Annotated in this window: 25 protein-coding genes and 1 pseudogene; 2 read left to right on the top strand and 24 right to left on the bottom strand. The window is 60.1% G+C overall.

Annotated features, from left to right (window positions below):
- Positions 1–104: 104 nt before the first annotated feature.
- The 21 genes and pseudogenes from ACTG2J_RS19790 to ACTG2J_RS19690 form a co-directional block, all read right to left on the bottom strand.
- Entirely contained in the window at positions 105–425 is a 321-nt protein-coding gene (locus tag ACTG2J_RS19790) for a hypothetical protein (RefSeq protein ID WP_439997829.1), read from the bottom strand.
- A complete protein-coding gene (locus tag ACTG2J_RS19785; protein WP_439997828.1) occupies positions 422–1870 on the bottom strand; it encodes a phage tail protein in 1449 nt (482 codons plus the stop codon). Before ACTG2J_RS19785 ends, ACTG2J_RS19790 begins: the two co-directional genes overlap by 4 nt.
- Positions 1871–1879: 9 nt before the next feature.
- Entirely contained in the window at positions 1880–2185 is a 306-nt protein-coding gene (locus ACTG2J_RS19780) for a hypothetical protein (protein ID WP_439997827.1), read from the bottom strand.
- Between the two features lie 219 nt (positions 2186–2404).
- Complete coding sequence (locus ACTG2J_RS19775; RefSeq protein ID WP_439997826.1) at positions 2405–3877, bottom strand: phage head spike fiber domain-containing protein; 1473 nt, start codon at positions 3875–3877, stop codon at positions 2405–2407.
- Positions 3864–4568 (bottom strand): phage tail protein I, encoded by a 705-nt coding sequence (locus tag ACTG2J_RS19770; RefSeq protein WP_439997825.1) that lies wholly within the window; start codon positions 4566–4568, stop codon positions 3864–3866. Before ACTG2J_RS19770 ends, ACTG2J_RS19775 begins: the two co-directional genes overlap by 14 nt.
- A pseudogene (locus ACTG2J_RS19765) lies at positions 4565–5463 on the bottom strand (baseplate J/gp47 family protein). The gene ACTG2J_RS19770 and the pseudogene ACTG2J_RS19765 overlap by 4 nt, the downstream one beginning before the upstream one ends.
- Positions 5460–5804, bottom strand: a complete 345-nt coding sequence (locus ACTG2J_RS19760; RefSeq protein ID WP_439997824.1) for a GPW/gp25 family protein — start codon at positions 5802–5804, stop codon at positions 5460–5462. The pseudogene ACTG2J_RS19765 and the gene ACTG2J_RS19760 overlap by 4 nt, the downstream one beginning before the upstream one ends.
- An 11-nt stretch (positions 5805–5815) precedes the next feature.
- Entirely contained in the window at positions 5816–6382 is a 567-nt protein-coding gene (locus tag ACTG2J_RS19755) for a phage baseplate assembly protein V (RefSeq protein ID WP_439997823.1), read from the bottom strand.
- A 73-nt stretch (positions 6383–6455) separates the two neighbouring features.
- A complete protein-coding gene (locus ACTG2J_RS19750; protein ID WP_439997822.1) occupies positions 6456–6908 on the bottom strand; it encodes a phage virion morphogenesis protein in 453 nt (150 codons plus the stop codon).
- A 2-nt stretch (positions 6909–6910) separates the two neighbouring features.
- The gene (locus ACTG2J_RS19745; protein WP_439997821.1) at positions 6911–7360 is read right to left on the bottom strand and encodes a phage tail protein; all 450 of its coding nucleotides are present in this window, start codon (positions 7358–7360) and stop codon (positions 6911–6913) included.
- Complete coding sequence (gene lysC, locus ACTG2J_RS19740; RefSeq protein ID WP_236760672.1) at positions 7335–7562, bottom strand: Rz1-like lysis system protein LysC; 228 nt, start codon at positions 7560–7562, stop codon at positions 7335–7337. The genes ACTG2J_RS19745 and lysC overlap by 26 nt, the downstream gene beginning before the upstream one ends.
- Positions 7456–7926, bottom strand: a complete 471-nt coding sequence (gene lysB / locus ACTG2J_RS19735; protein WP_439997820.1) for an Rz-like lysis system protein LysB — start codon at positions 7924–7926, stop codon at positions 7456–7458. The genes lysC and lysB overlap by 107 nt, the downstream gene beginning before the upstream one ends.
- A gap of 141 nt (positions 7927–8067) precedes the next feature.
- Positions 8068–8892 carry an N-acetylmuramidase domain-containing protein gene (locus tag ACTG2J_RS19730; RefSeq protein WP_439997819.1) on the bottom strand — a complete coding sequence of 275 codons (825 nt, stop codon included), beginning with the start codon at positions 8890–8892 and terminating at the stop codon, positions 8068–8070.
- Complete coding sequence (locus ACTG2J_RS19725; RefSeq protein ID WP_439997818.1) at positions 8889–9197, bottom strand: phage holin family protein; 309 nt, start codon at positions 9195–9197, stop codon at positions 8889–8891. The genes ACTG2J_RS19730 and ACTG2J_RS19725 overlap by 4 nt, the downstream gene beginning before the upstream one ends.
- Position 9198: 1 nt before the next feature.
- Entirely contained in the window at positions 9199–9561 is a 363-nt protein-coding gene (locus ACTG2J_RS19720) for a putative holin (protein ID WP_439997817.1), read from the bottom strand.
- A 21-nt stretch (positions 9562–9582) separates the two neighbouring features.
- Positions 9583–9813: a TraR/DksA C4-type zinc finger protein gene (locus ACTG2J_RS19715; protein WP_167565885.1), complete on the bottom strand. Its 231-nt coding sequence runs from the start codon at positions 9811–9813 to the stop codon at positions 9583–9585.
- Between the two features lie 2 nt (positions 9814–9815).
- Positions 9816–10019, bottom strand: a complete 204-nt coding sequence (locus tag ACTG2J_RS19710; protein WP_159144500.1) for a tail protein X — start codon at positions 10017–10019, stop codon at positions 9816–9818.
- A complete protein-coding gene (locus ACTG2J_RS19705) occupies positions 10019–10489 on the bottom strand; it encodes a head completion/stabilization protein (protein WP_376902007.1) in 471 nt (156 codons plus the stop codon). Before ACTG2J_RS19705 ends, ACTG2J_RS19710 begins: the two co-directional genes overlap by 1 nt.
- A gap of 105 nt (positions 10490–10594) precedes the next feature.
- On the bottom strand, positions 10595–11377 hold the full coding sequence (gene gpM / locus ACTG2J_RS19700) for a phage terminase small subunit (RefSeq protein ID WP_330124719.1): 783 nt from the start codon (positions 11375–11377) through the stop codon (positions 10595–10597).
- Between the two features lie 10 nt (positions 11378–11387).
- The gene (locus ACTG2J_RS19695; RefSeq protein ID WP_439997816.1) at positions 11388–12413 is read right to left on the bottom strand and encodes a phage major capsid protein, P2 family; all 1026 of its coding nucleotides are present in this window, start codon (positions 12411–12413) and stop codon (positions 11388–11390) included.
- Between the two features lie 12 nt (positions 12414–12425).
- Complete coding sequence (locus ACTG2J_RS19690; RefSeq protein ID WP_439997815.1) at positions 12426–13268, bottom strand: GPO family capsid scaffolding protein; 843 nt, start codon at positions 13266–13268, stop codon at positions 12426–12428.
- Positions 13269–13415: 147 nt separating this feature from the next.
- Here ACTG2J_RS19690 and ACTG2J_RS19685 point away from each other — a divergent pair, with 147 nt between their 5' ends.
- The gene (locus ACTG2J_RS19685) at positions 13416–15179 is read left to right on the top strand and encodes a terminase ATPase subunit family protein (protein WP_439997814.1); all 1764 of its coding nucleotides are present in this window, start codon (positions 13416–13418) and stop codon (positions 15177–15179) included.
- On the top strand, positions 15179–16240 hold the full coding sequence (locus ACTG2J_RS19680; RefSeq protein ID WP_330124715.1) for a phage portal protein: 1062 nt from the start codon (positions 15179–15181) through the stop codon (positions 16238–16240). Before ACTG2J_RS19685 ends, ACTG2J_RS19680 begins: the two co-directional genes overlap by 1 nt.
- Positions 16241–16688: 448 nt before the next feature.
- On the opposite strand, the gene ACTG2J_RS19675 is transcribed toward ACTG2J_RS19680, so the two are convergent.
- The 3 genes from ACTG2J_RS19675 to ACTG2J_RS19665 all read right to left on the bottom strand — a co-directional run bounded on the left by ACTG2J_RS19675 (position 16689) and on the right by ACTG2J_RS19665 (position 17965).
- Entirely contained in the window at positions 16689–17021 is a 333-nt protein-coding gene (locus ACTG2J_RS19675) for a hypothetical protein (protein ID WP_439997813.1), read from the bottom strand.
- A gap of 117 nt (positions 17022–17138) precedes the next feature.
- Positions 17139–17357: a hypothetical protein gene (locus tag ACTG2J_RS19670; RefSeq protein ID WP_439997812.1), complete on the bottom strand. Its 219-nt coding sequence runs from the start codon at positions 17355–17357 to the stop codon at positions 17139–17141.
- The gene (locus tag ACTG2J_RS19665) at positions 17354–17965 is read right to left on the bottom strand and encodes a 3'-5' exonuclease (protein ID WP_439997811.1); all 612 of its coding nucleotides are present in this window, start codon (positions 17963–17965) and stop codon (positions 17354–17356) included. Before ACTG2J_RS19665 ends, ACTG2J_RS19670 begins: the two co-directional genes overlap by 4 nt.
- Between the last annotated feature and the right edge of the window lie 11 nt (positions 17966–17976).

Raw genomic sequence — 17976 nt, 5'->3', positions numbered from 1 at the left:
GCGCAGGTTGGGCGAGTTGGCGCGGGTGTGTGGGGCCACTACACACCCGCAGACGGTGGCAGGCAGAAAGAAAACACCCCGCACAGGGCGGGGTGGTGGATCGTTCACTCTGATTGATTATTTGCTGGCCATGGATACATGGCTGCTATCTCTGAGGCACGGGTGATGCCTGCAGCTATAGCGGCGGCGATATCCTCTGCTGGCGCTGTCATTGCAGTCAGACGTGATGCCTCTGAAAAATAACGGTCAGAGCCAGTTATTGGATCCGAATACGCAATAAGTCTTTGCGATTCAACAAGGTCAATAGTTTGGTTTGTTTTGATAGCCACTGGAGTTTCACTATAATATTCATCTGCCGCAACATCATCGCGCGATTGAACAGCGCGCCATGCTGAGAGATCATTTCTTATCGCATAACCAATCATATTGCATCTCTCCACCCATAAAAATATGCGCTACCGCCCGTGTTTGATGAGTAATATACCTTTTGCGGGACAGTCATAATTACATCACATGAAATTGATGCTGATGAGGAGCCCAAGCCGGATGATTGCCGGATAGAAGCTGGAGCATTTAAATCTGTATAGCCACTAGTGTTATCTGGAGCTACATACGTATAACATGCTACCGCTGAGTTGCCCACCCACGAGACACCGACACGCACACTATATGATGTTGGAGCAGCAGGGACTGCTACCATCGCAGATTGTGCCCCTGATGCAATCTGCACGGGATTTTTCAGCTGAATTATATTATCGCATTGAATAAATGGAATGATGGTAGCTGTAGCAGTCGTTTTTATCCACCCCACTCGTATCCGATGCGTGTAGCCGTCTGGCATAGTTGGCGACGTAGCAGATAATGAAAGTAGCGATGATAATTCAGTACCGTTATAAATAACCCATACGCTATACCACGTACCTGCGGCAAGCGCCCCTGTGTCCAGGCCATTTATGCCAGACGCGCTGGCCTCAGCAGTGACTGAAACATTTTTAGCTAAAAAAACTCCGTCACCGCTAACACTATCAAGCATTAACCGCTCAGCAGAAATGGCGATATTTACTGAGTTAACATCAGTAAATATTTTTAGCGCGCGATAACCGCCAGACACAGGGGAATATTTAGCAATCACAGCAGGTAAATGTTTTGGTGGTACAGCGAGATCTCCATCTGCAGCATCGGTAGCCTCAGTTTTTGTGGCAATGCGTAGTGATCCTCGCGTGGTCTCTGAGGCATTAGCAGCAGCAGAACGCAGCACAGTAAAAACACGGGCGATGCTGGCAGCTAAAGATTTGCTAGCTTCCTTTTCACTTGTTGGAGTTGCTTCTTGTTCTGTGGCAAAGCGTGAAAATCCCTTTTCTTTTTCGCTGGCTTCAGGGTGATCTCGACTATCCTTGTGTACCGTCATCGCGTCATCGATATACTTGCGGGTTGCCAGCACCACGGCGGGATCAATCTTTAGCTCGACGGCGCTGGTATCGCTGACGATCAGCACCATGCGGATAACCTGAGTTCGGCCGGAGCCTTCTGACAGCTGCGGCTTGTAGGTATCCGGGCAGTTGGCCATTGCGATCAGTGTACCCGCCTCATCATAGACCCCTAGCTCACGGATCCACCACCCGCCGACCGATTCCGGAATGATCTGTTCCGATACCAGCTGGCTGGCATTGAGCGGGTCAGCAAACAGGGCGTTGAGCGGAGCTCTGCGCCTTTCGTTGACCAACTTTGTCGCGGCCGGATTCGGGGTGACCACCTGACCATTACCATCCCCCACGGCCATCTCGGTCAGTTTAAGAGGAATGCCGAGCGCGACAGCGTTGGCCAGTTTGGCTGCTCCCGCATTGGTCAGTATTGCAAAAAAGTTTGCCATTGGAGCTCCTTATGCCCACTTGCGGACAGGGGTTTCTGGGTAGGTGCGCAGCTCATAGAGGGCAGCGGCCAGTTCTTCCGAGGTGGTTCGCACATTGACGTGGTAGCCAGGCATGGCTTCCATCACTGGCACTGACTCACCATCAACGATCGTGGTTTCACCTGTCGGCTGGTAAATTGTGCCAATCACGCTGATATCAGAACCCTGGCGATACAAGGTTCCGCTCTCGCTGTCTTGGGTGAAACCGGCGGCCTTGAGGGCGATAGTCATGGCAGACTTGCTGCCCGCCTTGAGATAAAGATCAATCAGTTCCATGTGGTTTATCCTTCCAGAAATACCCGCCGCCAATGCGGCAGGCGGCCCATAACAACCAAGCCAGCACAGGCTTGCCATTGGCAGTCATGCATTGACGCAGGCGCCGGTCAGCCTCGGCGCGGGATACCGCGCATTTGGCGCCATAGTCATGGTCGTGCTGCTGGCAGCAGCGGTTAGTACCAGGAGAGACGGGGCCAAGCCCCGTGCAGTAGTGGCGGGTCATTTGATGGCCCGGAGTTGCGCCTCAGGCGATGGGCGATTCCACTGCCTGAAGTTGCGGATTCGGACGCTGCACTGATGGCCTCCGTTCCCTAATGTTCCAATTTCAAGTCGCTCATAAGAAACCTCAGCTTGCCCAGGTTTGACGGCACAAGGGACGGAGGACTTCACGATCGGCCCACCATTAAGGCTGAACATGACGTAGCCGCCGTCGTAATCGAACGAGGCGGAGATAACATTTCTCTTTTTCAAGGTGTACTGAGTAGTGTATGCCTTAACATAGTCGTTACTTGCCTGTAATTGGCCATCACTCCATATCCCTAAAAAGGTGCGCGTCGGGTAAGCGCCGTCACAGATAAAAGTTATATATCCACTCGCACTAGGACTAATCAACTCGAACTCAAACGCATAGGTTCGACTCTTGCCGTACCCAGGCGAGTTTGCCGGTCCCGGCAGCCATACAGATTCAGCGGCTCGGGTTGCAGCCGCCGTGGTTGTCGGGATTAAGGATGTTGGCGGGCCTTTCTCAACTTGAATAGAAAGAAGTTCAAACACTGTAGAACCGTCACCCTGCCAGTTTTGATTACCTCCAAGAATCGGCCAAACATACGGTTGAACTGTTGTTCCGGTAACCGTTGATTTATGCGTTATAACGATCGGCTTGCCAATATCGGAAGGTAACAAATTAAGGTTCGCCTTCACGTCAGTGAAAGTGTTGCATCCCAGCTGAATTGCTGTAAGCCCTACCTTCAATGGGACAAGCTCTACACTTATAGAAACCTCATCACCGACATTAAATCCCGAAAGGTTTTTGCCCCACAGGTAGTGAGATCCGTTAGTTGAATCTTCAACATACTTAACGGTAGATGTCTCGCCAAGTAACCCAGACCCTGCAGACGTGACAACGCTACCTCTTACGGCACTGCAACCCGATGAGCCATCGTGAGGGAAGTAAAGGTTTGTTGAACCTCGCTCCTTGACCAATGCGCCCCCCTCGTAACGCGGCTCACCGGCTGGCACCAGGCGCAACTTGCCATCTTTCTGGCGCTCTGTCGCTGCGCTAAGCCGTTCAAACTCCCATCTTCTGGAGACTACCTCATCACTAATCTTGATTTCCTTACCCTTTCCTGTAACCAATCGCAGGCTATCAACAAGCGGTGACCACACGTCTGGCATCGGCATGGCCGCTAGGCCAATGGCATCCGCTACAGTGTCAAGCCCGGAGATTTGTGCTGCCTGTTTGGCTGATTCATCTGCCGCTTTGGCGCTGGCGGCTGCCTGCGTGGCAAAACCTGCCGCCGCGTCTGTGCTTGGCTTGAGGTTCTGCTTGACCCGTTCAGCCAGGGTCGGTTGTGGGTTTTTACCCGGCACCGCAACTGTTTGCCCTTCTGGCCCAGTTATGATCTCTTCAAACGCAGTGACGGCAGCATCAAGCCGAGCAACTGCGTCATCGCCCTGGTTAATGGACGCCATTAGTTATCTCCGTAAAGCCAAGGGTGCAGCCGGTTTCAACGGCAGCGGCCCATTTGTTGAAGTGGTAGTCGCCAGCCTCCGAGCTGATGCTGGTGATGTCGATGGTGTGCACGGCGGCGCCATATACCTCGCGGCCTGATACCACGATTGGCCCCGGCTGATAGGGGTAAACGGTGAGTTCTTCGCCCAGGTGGCAGGCTGCGCCCAGATAGAGCTGGCCACGGGTTTCCATGCTGATGGCGAGCCCCGTCATGTGGCGGGTCAGCCCCTTGGCGTCGTCAATGAGCCGTTCCAGCTCGGCATACATCTGATCGTTGATGCCGGTGTCGAGCACGCCGACATCGAGCTTGAAGGTGCCCGGCTTTGCGTTCGGGGTTTCTTGGTACCAGTGCAACACGCGGATCAGGTAGCCGAGGGGTTCGACGGCGCGGCGAATGGCGCCGACGGTGCCCTTGTGGCGGTGCACGAACGGGGCGTTGGCAATGACCTTGCGCTTGGTGGCTTCCGGCCAGTTTTCATCCCAGCGATCGACCGACCGCTCGGCGGCCAGACTCGGCAGGCGCCAGACCGGGCAGGTGTGCGGGTTCCAGAGGGTGCGCAACACATCGACCGGCAGGTCGCAGGCTTTGGCGTTGACGGTGGCCAGCTTGCGTTCGGTCGGCGTGGCAGAGGGTGGCAACAGGTCGGTCATGGTGCGACCTCGACGGTGTAGCCGGTGCAGTAGGCTGCCTGGGTGTCGGTCGGGATGATGTCGGTCCAGCCGACCAGCTCAACCCAGACGACGCCCGGCACATGCAGCACGGCATCAATCCCGAGCGCGCGATGCGCACGCCGATCCGTTTGCGCGGGTTGACCCATGCGGCCAAGGCGTCGCGGGCGGCGGTCAGTGCCAGTTCGGCCTCGGCTCCGGTGAGATCCATGTGCAGTTTGGCGGTGATGGTGTAGGTCAGAATGCCCGCACTCTGCACGGTGAGGCGGTCGGCAACCGGCAGGCGGTCTTCGTCACTGCATTCGGCGGTGGCTTTGGCGAGCAGTTCATCGCTGGCGGTGCCGTTGCCCTCGCTGCTGATGATGGTGACCACGGCGACGGCCGGACTGGGGCTGATGGCTTTGGCGTCGATGATGCGACCATCTGCCGAGCGGGCCCAAAATTCGTAGGCGCCGCGCGGGCCTGCGGTGCTCATGGCATCCCACGCCATCAGAGAACGTTCGCGCAGGGCTTCGTCACTTTCCATGATGGTGGTGATCGGCGGGGTGGCGGTGTCGTCACCCTGTTGCACGACCAGCCGTTCGACATCCCAGTTTGCGACCAGTCCATCGAGATCACTGCCTTTTGACCATGCCACCATATTGGCCACTGCGGCACTGTTGATGCGGCCGCGCAGGATCAGCTCACGGTAGGCGCTCTCTTGCAGGTGTTTGGTTATGGGTTCCGATTCGAGCGCCAGCGTGGCGGTGATAGCTGCCTGCTGGTCTGCCGGATAGAGGGCGATCAGCGCCGCTTTACGCTCGGCAAGGATGGCCTCGTAGTCGGGCAGCTCGACGGCATCCGGGGCGGGCAGTTTGGAGAGGTCGATGATGTTCATGAGGTTGCTCCGGTCGGTAGCTGGACGGTGCCGGATTCGAGCAGGCCGTTGTCGGCGCGGCGCCATGTAAGGGTGACGGCGCAGCCGCCGCCCAGTTCAGGGGCGCCAATCTCGACCTTGGTGATGCGGATGCGCGGCTCCCAGAGGGTGAGCGCGTGAACGGTGGCGGCCATCAGGCGCAGGCGCGTCGCGCCGTGCTGGGGCTGGTCGATAAGGCTGAATATCTCGCTGCCGTAGTCTCGGCGCATGATGCGGGTGCCGATAGGGGTGGTGAGAATATCCCGCACCGATTGCAGGATGTGGGCGGTCTCGCTGATGGCGCGGCCATTGGCTGCATTCATGCCCTGCCAGTTCATACGGGGCCCCCGCTGGTGCCGCTGCCCGGCATGGTGTCTTTGTGCTTGTGGGTGGTGACCTCGATGCCGCCTATGGTGGCATTTGGAGCGGTAATCTTGCCGCCAGCGCTGATGGTGGTGCCGACCTTGAGCGCCTTGGTGCATTCGACCAGCGGGGTGATCAGCTTGACCGCCACGCTGGCGGTGATGGCGGCGGTTTTGATGCCTGATGCGGTGAGTTCACCTGTGGTCGGGTTGTATTTGATGACCGCACCATCCGGGTATTCGACGCCATCGAGATCGTCGTTGTCATCGTCGGCCAGCGGCTCTGGGTGTTCGTCCTGGTAGATGCCCGCCAAGACAAAGGCGTTGCGCAGGTCACCGCCAAGGCTTAACAGGATCACCTGCTCGCCGACGCTCGGGCGCATGCGGCGGCGGGTTTTACCTGCGCGCAGCACCAGATAGGGCCGCCAGTTGGTGTGGTTGCCCTTGGTTTTGACGCGGCATTCACCGGATCGCACTTCGGTCACGGTGCCGATGCGGATCAGGTCGTCGATTTTGCTGAGTAGCTCGATGATGTTCATGAGGGTGAGTGTGTAGCGGCGTCGTTTGCGCTGACCAGCGGCGGCGGGTGTGTGGCGGCGCTACACACCCGCGCTAGGTGGTGAGGTGTTTAAGCAGGGCGTCTTCAACGCTGTCGATGTCGGCGTCAGTGATGCCGATCAGTTGGCGCTCTGGGTATTGCACCGCTTTGCCGTTGATTTTGTCGCGCAGGCCGAAGTGATGGACGGTGGCGAGCCGGTTGGCGCTGCCTTTGAACTCAACGGCGGCCTCGGAGGCGGTGGCGGTGGCCTTGAACCATGCAGGCTTGACCAGTTTGGCGAACATCTTGCGGCGGGTGCCACCGCGGCGATCGCGCAGCCTTGGCTGTGGTTTGCGCTGGGTCATGGCGGTGCCATCCGGCTGTTTGTTGGCGCGGATCCGTTCTGCCTGGGTGGCCCGCATGGTGCGGGCCAGTTCGGCAGCCAGCTTGCGGCGCTCGGTGGCGCTGAGTTGCTGGAGCAGGGCGGCGGCTTGGTCGCCCAGTTGCTGGAGGGCGTCGGCGGCCATGGCTATTGCCCCTCTTTGGTGAAGCGTTCCCAGGTGATGCCGTCATAGGGGTCTTCTGGCGGTTCCGGTACGTGCTGCCAGCCGATCCCCTCTTCTGTCTGGGTGACGATGACGCGCTCGGTGAGGGGTATGGTGATCAGCAGGTCGTAGAGATCACCGGCCAGCAGTTCAGACTCGACCTTGATGGCGTTCTCCCGCTTGTCGGAGTTGGTGAACAGCTCCGACTGGTGTTGGCGCAGCCATGCCAGCAGCGGCACGACCAGCTGATCGGGGTGGCCCGCAAAGTCGATGACGCCGATGGATAGCGGGTATTGCCACTCGAACGAGAGTGACTGGGCGCCGGTGGCAACGATGCGGCCATCGCCCACGGTGAGGATCAGGCGCTCTGGGTTTTGTGCCAGTTGCGGCGAGCAGCGGGCAAGCACGTCACGGATTGCGGCTGGTTTGAGCATGGTGCCTCCGGTTGCACTGGATCACGTCATCGACCTTTGCCGCGCAGGTTGCCCAGGCGGCCTCTGTGGTGGTCAGCAGGTCGAGCAGATCGCCGTTATTGAGTGGATCCGCCGGCGGCAGCTGGCAGGGGGCCGGAGCGGGACATGTGAGCCTGATAATCTGCGGCGCCGGTGAGGGCGGGGCGCTGGAGCAGGCCGACAGCAGCAGCAGGCAGAGGGCGATCAGCCCAAGACTTAAGTTCAGCATTTTCACGTTTGAGCCTCGCGATGGTTTGTTCACGGGTGGCGGCGGTGGTGGCCAGCTGGTCGAGCTGGCCCTGCAACTGCTGGGCGGCGGTGGCCTGCGCTGCCAGCTCGATGGTGAGGGTGTTGATGGTGCTGTCTTTGGCGCTCTCCCGCAGTGCGGCCTCTTTGGCCTTGTCGTCGGCGGCCTTGAGGTCGCTTTGCAGGGTTGAGACCTGCCCCTCTGCCTTGGCGGCAGAGCGGGCCGACCAGCCCCAGCCGCCCAGGGTGACGGCCAAGGCCAGCAGCAGCCATGCTATGGGTGAGCGCAGTAAGGTCATCATGGTTTCCTCGGTGGTGGCGTTGGTTGCGGCTTATTCTGGCTGCTTCCCCTGAACGGGCAGAGCAGACAGCCACCAATCCAACGCAGTTCCAGACACTTCGCATCCAGCTTGGTGCAGGTTTTCCCGACCAAGTGACCGCACTTAGGCCGTGGCATCTGCCACCTCCTGCACCGGATAGACCTTGGCAAAGTGGTCGTATGCCTCGGCCAGCTTGGTGTCGTAGCGATTTTCTTTGTAGGCGGGGCCGTTGTAGCGGCGGGCCACGTCGCTCCACTTGCCTGCCTTGAGCGCCTTGTGCAGCACCGGATCCAGCTCGATAAAGCCGACCACGGCGCGCAGGTGCTCGCGCTCGCTTTGCTGCATGGCGGCCAGCCAGTCGTCTGCCGAGGCGTAGCCCAGTGCCTGCCAGTGGTAGCCCATCACCTGGAACATGCCCCAGCTGGCCGACTCGATGGCGGCGGTGCGGTGCAGGGTCATGGCGGTTTGCAGGCGGGCCCATTCAGCCGGGCCGCCCTGATAGCCGCCGCGCTTGGTGTTGCAGAGGGCCGGATAGAGGCCCGCGAGGCGGTTGGCTTCGGCTTCGCCTTGTTGCTTGGCGATCTGCTTGAAGAACACATGACGCTCGAACAGCAGGCGCGGGCGCTGGCATTCGTCAAACCCTTCGCCAGCGGCTTCGACCTGGGCGAAGGCGGCGAGCTTGGCCAGTTCGACACCGAGGCGATCGGCGGCTTGCTGCAGATCGGTGATGGTGAGCTGGTTGCCGATGGCGGCCCCGCGCAGGGCGGCCATGGTGCGCGGCCCTGCCTGCCCGATGGCAACGATGAGGTGATCGCGCTGGAAGGCGAGCACGGCTTGCTCGGTGGCGTCACCGAACCAGCCATCGGCGGCTACTTGGTAGCCTGCCCGGGTGATCAGTTGTTGCAGTTCGGCCACCGGTGCGCCAATGGCGCCTTTTTTGAGGGTCATGGTTGATACCTCCGGTAGATGTCAGTGGCATGGCTTGGGCGCGGGTGGCGGCGCGGCAGCAGGCGCATGACCGAGCCGCGCGAGCCGAGCAGGGCGGTGAGCACCACGGCGGCCAGCAGCACGGCGGCTGGATCCGGTGTTGGCATGACGCCGAGCAGGGCGCGCAGCGGCACGGAGCCCGCCGCCACTGTGATGACCCATGCCAGCAGGGCAGGGAGGGGGCGATAGTCTCCCCCGTTGCGGTTGAAGGTAACCAGCCGGATGGCGATGGCGGCGCAGATCAGGGTGTAGAGGATGGTCAGCATGTCAGCCCCCTTTGCGGATGTTGAGCAGTTCATCCGGCGCTTTGCGCAAGATCCACTGCAGCAGGTGGACGGCCAGCGCCGAGGCAAGCAGGGCGCCGACGGCCTTGGGTACTTCGACGCTTTGCGGCATGACGCTGGCCAGCATGGCGGCAACCAGCGGGGCCGCCAGCGCACCGGCGACAAAGGCGGCGATGAAAAGACCCGCCTTGCGCAGGTTGCCGAGTTCGGCGGTGGTGGCGATGAATACCAGCGCCCCGGCGAAGGCGCCAAGGAGCACGCCGGGATCTACGCCGGGGAATAGCGACAGCAGGGCCAGACCGGTGAGGGCGCTGGTTGCTGCACTGGATGAGATAGGTTCTGGCATCGTGCTCTCCTGGTGCTGTTGTTATCGTCTGCCGCCGAATTGGCGGTCGTGTTGAAATTCGTGGATGGTCTGGCAGTCGGTACAGCGTTCGCAGCCCCGGATCGCCTCTCTGCGCTCCTGCGGGATCGGGTCGTCGCAGTCGATGCAGTAGTGGGGGCCGGTGCCGCTGATGCGGGCTGCGTGGATTTTTGCCGCGAGCTGTTGCTCTCTGATCTCTGCCAGTCGTTCAAGTTCGTCGTCGAGGCGGCTCATGGTCAGTCCCATAGCTGGATCAGGGGCGCTTCGGCCTGAGTCGGGGTATCCGGCAGGGTGATGAGGGTGCCCATCGGCAAGATGGGCCCCTTGTCTGCCAGCCCCGGATTGAGGGTCAGCACCTGTTCGGTGATACCCGCGGTGTAGCCGTAGTGCCGGTTGATGATGAGGTCGAGGGTTTCCCCCTGTTGGGCGCGCAGTTGCATCAGATCAGCTCAACCGTGGTGTGGGTTTCGCCAAGGATGTCGCGGATGGCGAAACGGGCGTCGCGGTAGAGGTCGTTTGCGGTCTGGTCGCGGGCGTCGGTGTCTTTGACGGCGTCGGCGGTGGCCGAGCTGTCGAGGTAACGCTCGTAGAGGTTGGCGCGGGCCATGCTGTAGACGGCGCGGCGATACCAGTGAACCAGCACGGATTCGTTGTTGACGGTCTGGGATGGCACGGCGGCCAGCTGCTCGTATCCTTCGCCCTGGCGGTTGATGGCCCAGCCGCTCAGATCGCTGTTGACGGCGGCGACGGCGTCAATCACTGCATGGCGCAGCCGTTCGGTGGTGATGGTGCCGTCGGTGCGCATGATGGCGCGCAGGGTGTTGAGGTTAATGACCGGCCAGAACTTGGCGCTGGATACTTCGCCTTCGTCTTTGTTGGTCGGATTGGTGGGGAGAAATCCTGATGTCATGGCGGCTCCTTGCCCCTGCCCTGTTTGTTGGGCGGTGGTCGGGCCGTCTGGTATGCCGTTGGCATTCGTCAGGCCCGAGCCGCCCAGGGTGCGGGGTACGCTCGGTTAGCTGGTCTCGCCGTCGGCGGGGCCTTGCTGTTCGGTGGTTGGCTCTTGCTCCGGGCTGGCCTCGGCGATAGCCGGTGCCGTAACAGAGGCTGCGCTAACGTCGCTGGCGACTGGCAGTTCTGCGGTTTTCTGCTTCTTAATCTCCCGTTCCAGCACTTCCAGATCCTTCTTGAGGCCGACTTTGTCGTGCAGTTCGAGGGCGCGGCGGTAGTGCTCGGCTGCCGGCTCTTTGAACCCTTCGGCCAGTGCGGCACGGCCCACGGCCTTGTGCAGCTTGGCGTGTACCTGGTCGAACATGTCCGAGCCTTTCAGCAGCTCGATGTAGGCCGAGAGCAGGCCATAGCTTGGGCCGGTGCCCGCCTCTTGCAGTTTGATGGCGGTGTCTGCCACCTCTTCGGCAATGAGGGTGGGGGCGGTGCGGTCGTATTGATCCGGGGTGTTGAGGCCATGGCGGATCACGTAGTCGGCCATGTTGAAGGCCCCTTCCAGATCGCCGGTGTCGAGGTGCCAGAGCATGATGGTCACCAGTACGTCATCCTGACCGCCGCGATCGGCAGCCAGCAGGCCGTCAATCCACGGTTTGTAGGTCGCCAGCATGGTGCGCTTGGCGTCAATCTTGCGCTCGATGCTCTGGATGCCCTTGAGGGTGCGGCGGTGTTCTGCCAACTGCATCAGCTGGAGTTCGTAGGCGTTGGCGGCGGTGCGGTCCTGTTCTGGAGAAGCCGCCCCTTGCAGGGCGGCCAGCATACGTTCGCGGTGAGCGCGGGCGGGTGATGTCATGTCGTTCCCCTTACGCGGCCGGTTTCGGTGCGATTACGATGTTTTCAACCAGCGCCGCGCAGTCGTAATCCTCAACCACGTAGGCATCGTTGGAGCTTTCGTAGTTGACGATGCGGTTGCGCTTCGGCTCTTCTTCGATGTGGCGGCGGCGGGCGCCTTCCTGCCAGTAGATGGAGAGGTTTTCAAGCTTGGTGACAAGCAGGGCATCTTCCGGGAAGAAGGGGACGCGCACGGCCTTGAGGCCGCCGATCTGCTTCTGGCTCACCAGCACTTGGGCGGCCAGCTTGTTCTGATTGTCGCCCGCGTCGTTGATGATGGGGAAATACTTGTCAGACAGCAGTTTGCGGCCACAGATGACCACCAGATCGGTGTCGTCCTGATACCACGGCTTGATCATTTCGCTGACGACGTCGAACACCACTGCGTCGATGTTCTTGTAGTCGCCATTGGTCTGGTCGATGTAGATCTTGCCGCTGCCCGGCTTGACCTCTTTCATGACCTGGGCCGGTGCGTCCTGGCGGATATGTTCCAGCCAGCCGATGTTGACATCTTGCAGCAGCGGGTTGGCATTGCGATCGGTGTCTTTGACGGCACTGGTGCCGTGCCAGCCGATCATGATGCGGTCAAGCCCCTGACGGGTGATGATGGCGTCGCGGATGCGGGTCTGGAAGTCGGGGAACTTGGCCCATGCATCCAGTTTGGCATAGCCGATCATGGTGTCGTAGTTGGTCTGGGCGCACTCATAACTGTGGTCATAGAGGGCGCTCGGATCGTTGGGCTGGCGGTCTTTGGTGGTGGTGTCGGTGCGACCGGCGATGGTGCTGCTGATTCCCACGCCCACCTTTTCACCTTTCATGTCGTTGACCGGGATGACGTTAATCATCTGCAGGAATTCGACCGACTCCTGCATTTTGGTTTCCAGCGTCTGCTGGACGCTCGGCTGCACGTTGAATTGCACCATGGCGCTGGTGATGGCGTTGAGCTTGGCCAGCTGACCGGTGTATTCGTTGAACTTCACGCGGGTTTCGTTACGCATTGATGATGCTCCTTAGCAATCGGTGGTTACGGTGGTGGTGCCATCGCCACCGGTGGCGGGATCGCGCTTGTGGCTGAAATCTTCCTGGCGTTCCAGCGAGGCTTTCAGCTCGTTAAAGGCTTTTTCCAGCTCGCTGTTTTTGGCGACGGCGCTTTTCAGCTCGTTGACGGTGTTGGCCAGCTCGTTGAACTTCCCTTTGGTCTTTTCTTCGAGGTTGGTCACTTCGGTGGCCACGGCTTCGACGGCTTGGTGCACGTCAGCGAATTGCTCGCCGCTGGCCTGATCGCGGCGGGTGAACATGCCTTTGACCTTTTCGAGCAGGGACGGGCCTTTGTCGCCCTCTTCGGTGAACTCGATTTCGGCTTCGATGGCGCTGGAAAAGAGGTTTGTTTGCTTCTGCTTGCGGGCAGCCAGCGGGCTGTTGGCGCCAGCGCCTGCGCAGAATTGCAGGTATTCGGTGCCAAGGCTGGCCGGACTGTCGGTGACGGCGAGGCCGACCAGATAGGCTTCGCCAGTTCCGGCAAAGTCGAGGTCCAGCTCGATGGAGGTGTAGACCTTCTGACGGGCCTTGTTCAGTTTGATCAGGTCTTCGGTTGGGTCGATATCTGCGAATAGGGCCATTTTCTTTTCGCCGTCGATATCGACTTCTTCGGCATAGACGGAGAGCACGTCGCCATAGGCGCGAAATGCGCTGTCAGGGTAGAGGCTGCGCAGGTGTTCGAGATTTACGCGGGCTCCGTACTTTTCGCGGTTGTAGTTTTTGGAGGCCTGGGTGAGCCATTCCGGCGCGATGGTGCGGCCGTCGGTGGTCTGGCCCGCTACCGCCACCCGCTTGAATTTCGCTTTCTTTGCCATGAGCTTGGATCCCTTTGTGAATTGGGTTTCTGGTCGGGCTCATGGTCTGTCTGGTGCGCTAGATCCTTCAATCGGTTGCGGGTGTGTGGCGCGCCTACACACCCGCACGGCCATCCTTTCGGCATTGACGGGCGGTAGGCTGTCGCCATGACTACAGCACCCTTACTTTTCCCCCATATCGAACCCAGACGGCAGGCCATGCACCTGTTCTTTCAGGGCTACCCGCTCCGCGCCATTGCTGAATTGCTGCAGACGCCGGAGGGGACTGTTTCGACCTGGAAGAAGCGCGACGGCTGGGATGACATCAAACCGATTGACCGGGTCGATTGCGCGCTGGAGGCGCGGTTGTGCCAGCTGATCGCCAAGGAGCAGAAGAGCGGCGGCGATTTCAAGGAGATTGACTTGCTTGGCCGCCAGTTGGAGCGGGTCGCCCGGGTCAACAGGTATAGCAACGGCGGCAATGAGGCCGATCTCAACCCGAAGGTGGCGAACCGCAATAAGGGGCCGAAGAAGGCACCCGAGCGGAATGTGGTGGAGCCCGAGCAGCAAGAGCGGCTGATCGAGCGGTTCGAGTCGACGATGTTCGATTATCAGCGGGTTTGGTATCAGGCTGGCCTTGAGTACCGGATCCGCGACCTGCTCAAGTCGCGCCAGATCGGGGCAACCTACTTTTTCGCCTTCGAGGCGTTTATCGACGCGCTGGTGACTGGCCGAAATCAGATTTTCTTGTCTGCCAGCAAGGCGCAGGCCCATGTGTTCAAGCAGTACATCATCCAGTTTGCCAAGGAGGAGGGGGTCGAGCTGAAAGGTGACCCCATGGTGCTGCCGAACGGGGCGCACCTGTATTTTCTCGGCACCAACGCCCGCACGGCGCAGAGTTACCATGGAAACATCTACATGGATGAGTATTTTTGGATCCATGGCTTTCTGGAGTTCCGCAAGGTTGCCTCCGGCATGGCGATGCACAAGAAGTGGCGCCAGACCTACATTTCTACCCCTTCCAGCCTGTCACACCCCGCGTATTCGTTCTGGTCTGGTGCCAACTTCAACCGAGGCAAGGCGAAGGCCGATCGGGTCGAGATTGACCTTAGCCACGCCAATCTGGCCAGCGGCAAGCTGTGCCCGGATGGTCAGTGGCGGCAGATTGTGACGGTTGAGGATGCGGTGCGCGGTGGTTGTGACCTGTTCGACCTGGACCAGCTGCGCAGCGAGTATTCCGATGATGAATACCTCAACCTGCTGATGTGCGAGTTTATGGATGACACATCCAGCGTGTTCCCGCTCGCCATGCTGCAACGGTGCATGGTTGACAGCTGGGAGGTGTGGGAGGACTACAAACACTTTGCCATGCGGCCAATGGGTAACCGGCCGGTGTGGATCGGTTATGACCCGGCGAAGGGCGGGCAGGGTGACAGCGCAGGCTGTGCCGTGCTGGCGCCGCCCGCAGTGCCCGGCGGCAAGTTTCGGGTGCTGGAGCGCCACCAGTGGAAAGGGATGGATTTTGCGGCGCAGGCTGAGGCCATCCGCCAGATGACGATTCGCTATAACGTGGCCTATATCGGCATCGACACGACGGGGATCGGTGAGGGGGTCTATCAGAATGTGAAGGTGTTCTATCCGGCGGTTACTGCCATCCAGTACAACCCGAGCTTGAAGATCCGCATGGTCATGAAGGCGCTCGACGTGATGAACAAGGGGCGACTTGAGTTTGATAGCGGGTGGAATGATTTGGCTGCCGCGTTTATGAGCATTCGCCGTGGGGTAACCGCCGGCAAGATGCCGACCTTTGAGTCGAGCCGTTCCGAAGAGGTCAGCCACGGCGATATTGCTTGGGCGACGATGCAAGCCCTGTTACATGAGCCGCTGGCAGGCGCCAACGGTACAAATACCAGCATGATGGAGTTCTACTGATGAAAAAGCGCCGCAATCCGCGCAAGACCCCGCCGGTGACGGCGACCCAAGCGCCCGCCGCTGATGCGATCGAGGCGTTTTCCTTTGGCGAGCCGGTGCCGGTGCTGAGTCAGCGGGAGGTGTTCGATTACCTGGAGGCGATGCACAACGGCCGCTGGTATGAGCCGCCGCTGAGTTTGCAGGGGCTGGCGCGGGTTTATCGTGCCGGGGTGCATCATGCCTCGGCCATTCAGGTGAAGCGCAACATCTTGCGCTCTTGCTTTGTGCCCCATCCCAAACTGAGCCTGACTGCGTTCACCGGGCTGGTGAATGACTATCTGATCTTCGGCAATTGCTACCCCCACGCGGTGCAGAACCGGCTGGGCGGGGTGCTGCGCTATGACCATCTGCGGGCCAAGTACGTGAGGCGCGGGCTGGATCTCGATGCCTATTGGTGGATTGCGCAGCCCGGGAAGGAGCAGCAGATGCCGATCGGGTCGGTTGGTCATGTGATGGAGAGCGACATCAACCAGGAGATTTACGGGATCCCAGACTATGTTGGCGGCCTTAATTCGACGCTGCTGAATGAGTCGGCCACGCTGTTCCGCCGCAAGTATTACGAGAACGGCAGCCATGCCGGGTTCATCATGCATATCACCGACGCGGTGCAGAACGAGGACGACATCAAGAAGCTGAAAGAGGCGTTGCGCCAGAGCAAGGGCCCCGGCAACTTCCGCAACCTGTTGCTCTACACCCCGAACGGCAGCAAGGACGGGGTAAAGCTGATCCCGGTGGCCGAGGTGGCGGCCAAGGATGATTTTCTCTCCATCAAGAACGTGAGCCGCGACGACCAGCTGGCGACCCATCGGGTACCGCCCCAGCTGATGGGGGTGATGCCGAACAATACTGGCGGGTTCGGCGATGTGACCAAGGCCGCCCAGGTGTTCGATGTGAACGAGGTGGACAGCCTCAAGGCCAGCCTGCTGCAGATCAACGACTGGGCTGGGGAGGAGGTGATCCGGTTCAACCCCTACAAGCTGGCGGTCGGTGAGACGGCCAGCCATAGCGACCGGCTGATCTGACCCAGCCCCATAGCAAGCAACCCCGCCAGATGGCGGGGTTTTTCTTTTGCCCGGATACCACGCCACCAGAGCGCCTGTGCGGCCCGCTGTTGAGGCGGCGGCGCTTGGCGTCCGCTTACCCTCGCAGATCCTTTCACGCCCACCCTGAGCGGCTGGCGCAGCCTGCCGCCCCCCGCCAGCACCGCTGGCGCGCAATCGGAACCCCGCCCCGCCTGCCCGCTTTATGTGTCGATTTCCATGCAGGTGAACGACGGGTGTCGGCTATCTGCTCCCCGCGCCAGCACTGGCCGCGCGCAGCTTTCCAGATCCTTTTTGCGATCCTTCACTTCCCGTCAGATCCTTTCACTTTTGCGATCCCCGGACTCTGGGAGCGCAAAACACAGATTTAACCAGTTGTGTCCGGTCACGTTTGCTGTTTCGTGACCGGACACAATTCGCGTTTTGGCTCTTATAGCGCGATCGCTTTGTCGCCCTGGGTGTGCCAGCACTCGGCATCGCCTTTGAATACCCCGCTGCATCCCTGCGGCAAGATGCCCTCGCAGTTCGGGCAGGTCTGCTGTTTTAGCTCGGCCTCTTGCTCAAGCCAGCGTTCCCAGTCACGGCGGATCAGGGTGCTGATGTACTCGTCGGCGGAGTATGGCTCCCCACAGCCCGCACGGGCTAAGCGCAGGTGCTCCAGCTGCTGGCGCTCCCGCTCGGAGAGCGCCACTTCGACACGCTTGATACCGAGAGCCGCCCGTCTGGCCCGCTGGGCCTGCTTGCGCTTGGTGGCATCATTCATCCCTTGCCCCCTTCTGTCTTCCCCATCCGCAACGGCGCCACAAGTCCGGAATGACGAGCAGATAAAACAGCACGTGGCCGATCAGCCATATGATGCCTAGCGGGTCGATATGGTCGCTCATTGCCACACCGCCCTTACCACCATGGCATCCTGCTTGGCCCATGCCCGCCAGCTGGCGATGGTGACCTCTCTCTTTGGCAGGTCAAACTCCGGATGGCGATGCTCCACATGGGTGAGGGTGCCGCGCCTGTTCATCTTGGTGGCTGTCACAAGCCTGGTGACACCGAAGCGGGTGATAATATCACCCGCTACCGGATATTTGCGTGGGTCTCTCATGCCGCACCCCCAACCATGCCGCAGCCGTTGATCGCTGCCTGCAACCGCTGATAGATGGCGCTGACGTAGCGGGCCTGATGCTTGGCATCATCCAGCGCTCGATGGGCTACGCCCTCGAATGGCATGTCTTTTTTCGGGTCAAAGCCCAGCAGGTCACGCCCCATATCAACAACGGTGCGCACGTCCCGATCCTTAAATCCGTTCCAGTAGCCAACAAAGTGCCTTTTGTTCACGGCTGTATAGGCGTTGGCCATGATGGTGCAGTCAAATCCCGCGCCATTACCCCACACATAAGGGCGCTTGTCCCCTTGCCCGTTGGCCAGCAGCCATGCCTGAAACTTTTGCAGCGCCTGAATCAGCGCCATCCGTTTTTCGCCGTCCACGTTATAGGCAATGGCCTTGCGTGCCTCATCACTCTGCCCCAACCACCACAGCACTGTGTCTGGGTCGATCTCCCCGAACTGGGCGCTGTCGCGCAGGTCGATATGCGCCTCGAACTCGGCGCCCAGTTCACCGGTCATCGGGTCAAAGAACACGGCCCCGATGGTGACGATGGCCGCGCGGTGGCCTTTTCCCATGGTTTCCAGATCCAGCATTACGTGTTTCATCTTCATTCTCC

Origin of the sequence: Aeromonas sp. 6P (genome assembly GCF_051919525.1) — a bacterium.
Classification (GTDB): Bacteria; Pseudomonadota; Gammaproteobacteria; order Enterobacterales; family Aeromonadaceae; genus Aeromonas; species Aeromonas veronii.
Note: the sequence above shows the minus strand (reverse complement) of the source record. Positions and strands in the feature narration are given on the sequence as shown.

What these genes read in the sequence shown, in the direction of transcription:
- ACTG2J_RS19790 (WP_439997829.1), bottom strand. Translation starts at nt 425, where the DNA reads ATGATTGGTTATGCGATAAGAAATGATCTCTCAGCATGGCGCGCTGTT.
- ACTG2J_RS19785 (WP_439997828.1), bottom strand. Translation starts at nt 1,870, where the DNA reads ATGGCAAACTTTTTTGCAATACTGACCAATGCGGGAGCAGCCAAACTG.
- ACTG2J_RS19780 (WP_439997827.1), bottom strand. Translation starts at nt 2,185, where the DNA reads ATGGAACTGATTGATCTTTATCTCAAGGCGGGCAGCAAGTCTGCCATG.
- ACTG2J_RS19775 (WP_439997826.1), bottom strand. Translation starts at nt 3,877, where the DNA reads ATGGCGTCCATTAACCAGGGCGATGACGCAGTTGCTCGGCTTGATGCT.
- ACTG2J_RS19770 (WP_439997825.1), bottom strand. Translation starts at nt 4,568, where the DNA reads ATGACCGACCTGTTGCCACCCTCTGCCACGCCGACCGAACGCAAGCTG.
- ACTG2J_RS19760 (WP_439997824.1), bottom strand. Translation starts at nt 5,804, where the DNA reads ATGAATGCAGCCAATGGCCGCGCCATCAGCGAGACCGCCCACATCCTG.
- ACTG2J_RS19755 (WP_439997823.1), bottom strand. Translation starts at nt 6,382, where the DNA reads ATGAACATCATCGAGCTACTCAGCAAAATCGACGACCTGATCCGCATC.
- ACTG2J_RS19750 (WP_439997822.1), bottom strand. Translation starts at nt 6,908, where the DNA reads ATGGCCGCCGACGCCCTCCAGCAACTGGGCGACCAAGCCGCCGCCCTG.
- ACTG2J_RS19745 (WP_439997821.1), bottom strand. Translation starts at nt 7,360, where the DNA reads ATGCTCAAACCAGCCGCAATCCGTGACGTGCTTGCCCGCTGCTCGCCG.
- lysB (WP_439997820.1), bottom strand. Translation starts at nt 7,926, where the DNA reads ATGATGACCTTACTGCGCTCACCCATAGCATGGCTGCTGCTGGCCTTG.
- ACTG2J_RS19730 (WP_439997819.1), bottom strand. Translation starts at nt 8,892, where the DNA reads ATGACCCTCAAAAAAGGCGCCATTGGCGCACCGGTGGCCGAACTGCAA.
- ACTG2J_RS19725 (WP_439997818.1), bottom strand. Translation starts at nt 9,197, where the DNA reads ATGCTGACCATCCTCTACACCCTGATCTGCGCCGCCATCGCCATCCGG.
- ACTG2J_RS19720 (WP_439997817.1), bottom strand. Translation starts at nt 9,561, where the DNA reads ATGCCAGAACCTATCTCATCCAGTGCAGCAACCAGCGCCCTCACCGGT.
- ACTG2J_RS19715 (WP_167565885.1), bottom strand. Translation starts at nt 9,813, where the DNA reads ATGAGCCGCCTCGACGACGAACTTGAACGACTGGCAGAGATCAGAGAG.
- ACTG2J_RS19710 (WP_159144500.1), bottom strand. Translation starts at nt 10,019, where the DNA reads ATGCAACTGCGCGCCCAACAGGGGGAAACCCTCGACCTCATCATCAAC.
- ACTG2J_RS19705 (WP_376902007.1), bottom strand. Translation starts at nt 10,489, where the DNA reads ATGACATCAGGATTTCTCCCCACCAATCCGACCAACAAAGACGAAGGC.
- gpM (WP_330124719.1), bottom strand. Translation starts at nt 11,377, where the DNA reads ATGACATCACCCGCCCGCGCTCACCGCGAACGTATGCTGGCCGCCCTG.
- ACTG2J_RS19695 (WP_439997816.1), bottom strand. Translation starts at nt 12,413, where the DNA reads ATGCGTAACGAAACCCGCGTGAAGTTCAACGAATACACCGGTCAGCTG.
- ACTG2J_RS19690 (WP_439997815.1), bottom strand. Translation starts at nt 13,268, where the DNA reads ATGGCAAAGAAAGCGAAATTCAAGCGGGTGGCGGTAGCGGGCCAGACC.
- ACTG2J_RS19685 (WP_439997814.1), top strand. Translation starts at nt 13,416, where the DNA reads ATGACTACAGCACCCTTACTTTTCCCCCATATCGAACCCAGACGGCAG.
- ACTG2J_RS19680 (WP_330124715.1), top strand. Translation starts at nt 15,179, where the DNA reads ATGAAAAAGCGCCGCAATCCGCGCAAGACCCCGCCGGTGACGGCGACC.
- ACTG2J_RS19675 (WP_439997813.1), bottom strand. Translation starts at nt 17,021, where the DNA reads ATGAATGATGCCACCAAGCGCAAGCAGGCCCAGCGGGCCAGACGGGCG.
- ACTG2J_RS19670 (WP_439997812.1), bottom strand. Translation starts at nt 17,357, where the DNA reads ATGAGAGACCCACGCAAATATCCGGTAGCGGGTGATATTATCACCCGC.
- ACTG2J_RS19665 (WP_439997811.1), bottom strand. Translation starts at nt 17,965, where the DNA reads ATGAAACACGTAATGCTGGATCTGGAAACCATGGGAAAAGGCCACCGC.